This is a genomic window from Streptomyces sp. NPDC096311, from assembly GCF_044763085.1.
In the GTDB taxonomy this organism is placed as follows: domain Bacteria; phylum Actinomycetota; class Actinomycetes; order Streptomycetales; family Streptomycetaceae; genus Streptomyces.
Genome location: NZ_JBIWFN010000037.1, coordinates 55,812 through 61,721, shown reverse-complemented (window position 1 = coordinate 61,721; position 5,910 = coordinate 55,812). Strand labels below are relative to the sequence as shown.

Below are 5,910 nucleotides of genomic sequence, written 5' to 3'. Positions count from 1 at the left end.
AGTCCGCCGAACTCATCGCCGACAAACACAAGATCAGCCGCGAGCAGCAGGACACATACGCCCTCAACAGCCACCGCAAGGCCGCGAAGGCCCAGCAGGAGGGCCTGTTCGACCGCGAGATCACCCCGGTGCCGATCCCCCAGCGCAAGGGTGACCCCGTCGTCCTCGCCGCCGACGAATCCGTCCGCCCCGACGCCTCACTCACCGCCATGGCCAGGCTCAAGCCGTCCTTCCGCACCACCGACGGCACGGTCACCGCGGGCAACGCCTCCCCCCTCAACGACGGCGCCGCCGCCCTCCTGCTGACCGACGAGGAAGGCCTCAAGGCCACCGGCCGTGAACCTCTCGCCCGCGTCCGAGCCACCGGCGTCTCCGCGACCGACCCCCAGTACTTCGGCCTCGCCCCCGTCGAGGCCGTCACCCGCGCCCTGGCCAAAGCCGGCAAGACCTTCGCGGACCTGTCCGTCCTGGAACTGAACGAGGCCTTCGCCGCCCAGGTCCTCGGGTGTCTCGCCGAATGGCCCGAGTTCGACCCCGCGATCCTCAACCCCCAGGGCGGCGCGATCGCCCTCGGGCACCCCCTCGGCGCCTCCGGCGCCCGCCTCGCCGGCACCGTCGCCCACCAACTCGCCCGCAAGGGAACGGGAGTTGGTGTCGCCACCCTCTGCATCGGCGTCGGCCAGGGCCTCGCCCTCATCCTCGAACGCTGACACGAATTCGCCCGCATCGGCGTCGGTCCCGGCTGCGACAGCTCTACCACTGGTTCTTCGCCCTGGAGTACGGGGACGCGTGTCGAAGCCGTCGGCCACGTGTCCGTGCGACAGCACGCGCACAGGGGCACCACCTGGATCACGGGTGAGCAGGGGGAAGCCATGCCGCAGCCGGGGCCGGTGGCCCTGTTGCGGGGACGGCGAAAGAAGTGACGGGCCCTGGGCCTGCCGCGCGGGGGCAGCCGGGCCTCCCGCGCGGGGCCGGCCGGTGCGGACGTAGGGTGCTGGTATGTGCGCCATACGGGAAGACGGCGCCGCACAGCCCTACGGGTCCAGCCCCCCTTCGCCCGCCGAGTCGGTACGCCGGGCCGAGCTGGACCGGCTGCTGGAACTCACCGTGCGCGACACGGGCGTGCATGCGGGAGCGGTCTTCCTGCTGGCGTCCGACCGGCAGGCGCTGCGGCTGGAGGTGACCGCGGGCATCCCGGCGGAGTACCTCGCGCCCTGGTTCGGGGTGGCGCTGTCCAGTCCCGTTCCGGTGGCCGAGGCGGTGCGCGAACGGAGGTTGGTCTGGCTCGGCGACCCCCAGGAGATCGCCCGTCGATACCCGCGCGCGGCGATCGCCCTGCCGTACCACCATGCGGTGGCAGCGGCGCCGATTCTCACCGGCACCACAGCCTGGGGCACGCTGCTGCTGATCTGGCCCGGCTCCGACACCGCCGGGCCCGCCGGTCCGAGCCCCGAGCGGGTCCGTGCCGCCGGTCGGCGCCTGGGGCGGTTGCTGCGTGACGCCGCCGGCACCGGCCACGCCGTCAGTCCCGGACCGGCACCACGCAGTCTGCCGCAGCCGCCCGCCCCCAAACGGGGGCCGGCCGAGGCGCAGGCCGCGGCGGACTTCGTCGAACGGCTGCCAGAGGGCAGCTGCTCCCTCGACCTCGAGGGCAGGTTCACCTACGTCAGCGCCACCGCCGCCGCCCTCCTCGGCGGCAGCGTCCCCGATCTGATCGGCACGCGCCCCTGGCAGTCCTTGCCCTGGTGCACCGACCCGGCCTTCGAGGACCACTACCGCGCCGCCGTGGTCAGTCGGGAGCCCGGCTACTACACCGTCATGCCCGCGCCGGACCGGTGGCTCGCATTCGAGCTCTACCCCGACGGATCCGGAGTGAGCGTCCGTATCTCGCCGACCGATCCGGGCGGGGCCTCGCAGGCTGCGCCCGCCAGGACGGGGATGCCCCCGGGCGAGCCGATCCGCCTGGGCGAGGTCTACCGGGTGCTGCACCTGGCCGCCGCCCTCTCCGAAGCCGTGGGCGTGGGCGACGTGGTCGATCTGATCACCGAAGAGATGCTTCCGGCCTTCGGGGCCCGGACCGTGGCCCTGCTCGCGGCCGAGGACGGCCGCATGCATGTCATCGGATGCAGCGGATACCACCCCCGGCTCCTGAAGCAATTCGACGGAGCGCCACTGACCTGCCCGGCGCCCGCGGTCCGGGTCCTCGCCACCGGCGTGCCCAGCTTCTTCGCCACCTCCGAGGAGCTGTCCCGGACCTGTCCGCACGTCCCCCGCCAGGACGGTCTGCACGCCTGGGCCTTTCTGCCGCTGATCGCCTCCGGACGCCCGGTGGGCTCGTGCGTGTTCGCCTTCGACCGTCCCCACCCTTTCCCCGCCCGGCAACGGGTCGTCTTCACCGCACTCGCGGGACTGATCGCGCAGGCGCTGGAACGGGCCCGCCTGTACGACACCAGCAAGGAGCTCGCGCAGACCCTGCAGGCGGCCCTGCTCCCCGACTCGCTGCCCGACCTTCCCGGACTGGATGCGGCCGCCCGTTATCTGCCCAGCGTCCGCGGCATGGACATCGGCGGCGACTTCTACGACCTGGTCCGGGTGGACGACACCACCGCGGCCGCGGTCATCGGCGACGTCCAGGGCCACAACGTCACCGCCGCCGCACTTGTGGGCCGAATCCGCCCCGCCATCCGCTCCCAGGCCCTCGCCGGGGCCACGCCGGCGCATGCCCTCACGCAGGCCAACCGCCTGCTGGTCGACATGGACCCGGGCCGCTTCGTCAGCTGCCTGTACGCCCATCTCGACCTCGCACGCCACCGGGCCGTCCTGGCCACTGCCGGGCATCCCCCGCCGGTTGTGCGCCACCCGGACGGACACGCCGCGGTCCTGGACCTGCCGCCCGGGCTGCTGCTCGGCATCGACCCCGACGCGGACTATCCCTCCACCGGGATCCCGCTGGCGCCCGGCACCGTCCTCGCCCTGTACACCGACGGACTCGTCGAGACTCCCGGAGTCGACCTGGACGACGCCATGAGCGGGCTCGCCGCACAACTCGCCCGGGCCGCCTGGCCCCAGCCCATGGACCGGCTCGCCACGGCCCTGATCGACCATGCGCGGCAGACCGCCACCCGGACGGACGACATCGCCCTGCTGCTCATCGGCCTCGCCACCGCCGGATAGGACACCCGCAGGTCCGGCGGCCGTCCTGCGGCTGCCGGCGTGGCCGGCAGCCGCAGGACACGCGGCCGGCGTCGATCCCCCTCGTCGGCACACCCGTGCGATCCGCTCCGGCCGGCGCGTGCAGAAGCCACGCGTCCACGCCGTGCACCTCCTCTTCCTCCGCTTCGGCCACGCAGTTCCCCGCGCCCGGCATGCCTTGACAGCGGAGGGGCAGGAAGCCAGCATGGAAACTATGGAAACCGAATCAGTTTCGCAAGTTTCCGAGAGGGACGGGCAGCGTGCTGACCTGATCGTGGAGGCGGCCGGCCGGCTGTTCTTCGCGCCGGGGTCCGCGCGGGTGAGCATGGACGATCTCGCCCGGGAGCTCGGGATGAGCAAGAAGACGATCTACCGTCATTTCCCGGACAAGCGCAGCCTGCTGGCCGCGGTGCTGGACCGGCAGTTCGCGGCGGTGGAGCGCACGCTGGCGGCGGCGGCCCAGGACGCGCAAGGGCAGCCGTTCGGTGTGCGGGTCCAGCGGTTTTTGATCGCGGCGGGCAGTGAGCTCGGACGGATCGGCGCGGCCCAGCTCGCGGCGGGACGGGGCGATGCGATGCTGCGCCGGTACGTGGAGCAGCGCGTGGACGCGGTGGTCTACCGGCGGCTCGACGAACTGTTTTGGGACGGGCACCGGCAGGGACTGCTGTCGGCGCCGCCCGAGCTGCTGAGTGAGATCACCCGCGGTGCGCTGGAGCGGCTGCTCACCTCGCAGCTGCCGCGTGAACTCGACCGGACCGCGGCCGATCTGCTGCGGACGAGCGTCGACACCGTGCTCTACGGGGCGATCCGCCCGGCACACCCCGGACACTCCGGCCTCGGCGACGAACAACTGCGCGCGGTCATGCCGAGAGCCCGCGACGAGGAGCAGGAGGTGGGCCCATGACCGGGACAAGCGGCAGGGTGGCCTTGGTGACAGGGGCCAGCAGCGGGATCGGTGCGGCCACCGCGCGCCTTCTGGCCGCCCGGGGGATGCGCGTGGTGGTCAACTACCTCCGCAGCGGCACGGCGGCCGGAGAGATCGTGGCCGGCATCGAGGCCGCGGGCGGCCAGGCCATGGCCGTACAGGCCGACGTGCGCGAGCCGGCGGCGGTCGAGAGCATGGTCGAGCAGGTCCAGGCGGCATGGGGCGGCATCGACGTGCTCGTGCACAACGCGCTCATCCCGTATGCGGTCAAGTCGTTCCAGGACATGACGTGGGAAGAACTGGGCGGCAAGCTCGACGCCGAGATGCATGCGGCGTTCGCGGTCACCAAAGCCGTCCTACCCGCCATGACCGAACAGGGCTGGGGACGCATCATCTACATCGGTACCGGCCTCAGCCGCCGGCCCCGGGAGCACATGATCGCGCTGGGCACCTCCAAGGCCGCACTGGAGCAGTTCGCCCGCTACCTCGCCCAGGAACTGGGCCCGCAGGGCATCACGGTCAACATCGTCGCGCCCGGCCCGGTGGAGGACACCCGCATGGCCCACATGACGGATGTGTTCGACGACGCCCACAAGCAGCGCCAGGTGGCCGCCACCCCCCTGGGCCGCCTGGCCCACCCGGACGACGTCGCCCAGGCGGTCGCCTTCTACGCCGGCGAGGACAACGCCTTCATGACCGGCACCACGGCCGCGGTCAACGGCGGCATGTCCATGTACTGACGCCCCGCCGTCCTGTGACACGATCAAGGAAAAGACATTCATGTACACGATCGATCTCGCCTACGTCGGGCGGGGCCTGCACGAGGAACTGGTCGCCCACATCGCCGACCAGCAGGGCTACTACGCCGACGAGGGCGTCCACGTCGCGCTGCGCGACGGCTGCTCCTGGGACGAGGAGCGGCTGCGCCGCGGCGCCACCATCGGGCTCGGCCGGGCACTGCTGTCCCGGCTCACCGGCGGCATCCCCTGGGTCGCGCTCCATGTCAACACCACCCGCCCGCTGTTCTGGTTCCTCGCCCGCCCCGGCCTGACCTCCCTGGCCGACCTGGCCGGCCGGCGGCTGGCGGTACACGCCCCCCGCACCGCACCCGGGTGCTTCACCCGGATCGTGCTGCGCCGGGCCGGCCTCGACCCGGACCGCGACATCCACAGCGTCGTCCGCCCGCCCGGCGACTACGGCATGGACCTGCGCCGGCTGCACGACGGCAGCATCGACGCCGCCCTGGTCGGCAGCACCATGGCACCGGAGGCGATAGCCGCCGAGCACGGCTGGCAGGTACTGGCCTGGATCGGCGACCACTTCCAGATCCCCACCGTGGGCGTGGCCGTCGACCCCACCTACATCCACCCGGACGACCCCGCAGTCCAGGCCGTCGTACGAGCCCACCGGCGCGCCCTGCAGGTGATCCACGACGACCCCGACACCACGGTGCGGCACATGCAGACCTTCCTCGGCCGGCACACCGCGGACGAGGTCCGGGCCCACTACGAGACGTTCATCGCGCCGTATTTCACCACCGACGGCCAGGCCGACCCCGATGTCGGCGCCGACGCGATCACCGCGGTCGCCACCGAACTCGGCGTCCCCGCCACCGTCACCGCAGCCGAGTTCTACCGCACCGCGGCCACCACACCCTAGGAGGCCGTCCGATAAATCGCATGACTCGGCTGGAACCGCACGTGCCGAGGAGTGCCGGTCGGGTGGGCGGTGGCAGTGCCACCGCCGGATGATCAAAAGGATTCTGTTCCGGCAGCGGACTGCGTGGACTTGTA

The 5,910-nt window shown here is 72.2% G+C and carries 5 protein-coding genes; all 5 read left to right on the top strand.

Annotated elements, in window-relative coordinates:
- The coding region (locus ACIRA5_RS50575) for a thiolase family protein (RefSeq protein ID WP_403704618.1) at positions 1-710 on the top strand (710 nt) is incomplete at its 5' end.
- 289 nt (positions 711-999) lie between these two features.
- Positions 1,000-3,174 (top strand): SpoIIE family protein phosphatase, encoded by a 2,175-nt coding sequence (locus tag ACIRA5_RS50570; RefSeq protein WP_403704616.1) that lies wholly within the window; start codon positions 1,000-1,002, stop codon positions 3,172-3,174.
- 223 nt (positions 3,175-3,397) lie between these two features.
- Positions 3,398-4,096 (top strand): TetR/AcrR family transcriptional regulator, encoded by a 699-nt coding sequence (locus ACIRA5_RS50565; RefSeq protein WP_403704613.1) that lies wholly within the window; start codon positions 3,398-3,400, stop codon positions 4,094-4,096.
- Positions 4,093-4,857: an SDR family NAD(P)-dependent oxidoreductase gene (locus tag ACIRA5_RS50560; RefSeq protein WP_403704611.1), complete on the top strand. Its 765-nt coding sequence runs from the start codon at positions 4,093-4,095 to the stop codon at positions 4,855-4,857. Before ACIRA5_RS50565 ends, ACIRA5_RS50560 begins: the two co-directional genes overlap by 4 nt.
- Positions 4,858-4,897: 40 nt before the next feature.
- Positions 4,898-5,776, top strand: coding sequence for an ABC transporter substrate-binding protein (locus ACIRA5_RS50555; RefSeq protein ID WP_403704608.1), 879 nt, complete (start codon positions 4,898-4,900; stop codon positions 5,774-5,776).
- The last annotated feature ends 134 nt before the right edge of the window (positions 5,777-5,910 follow it).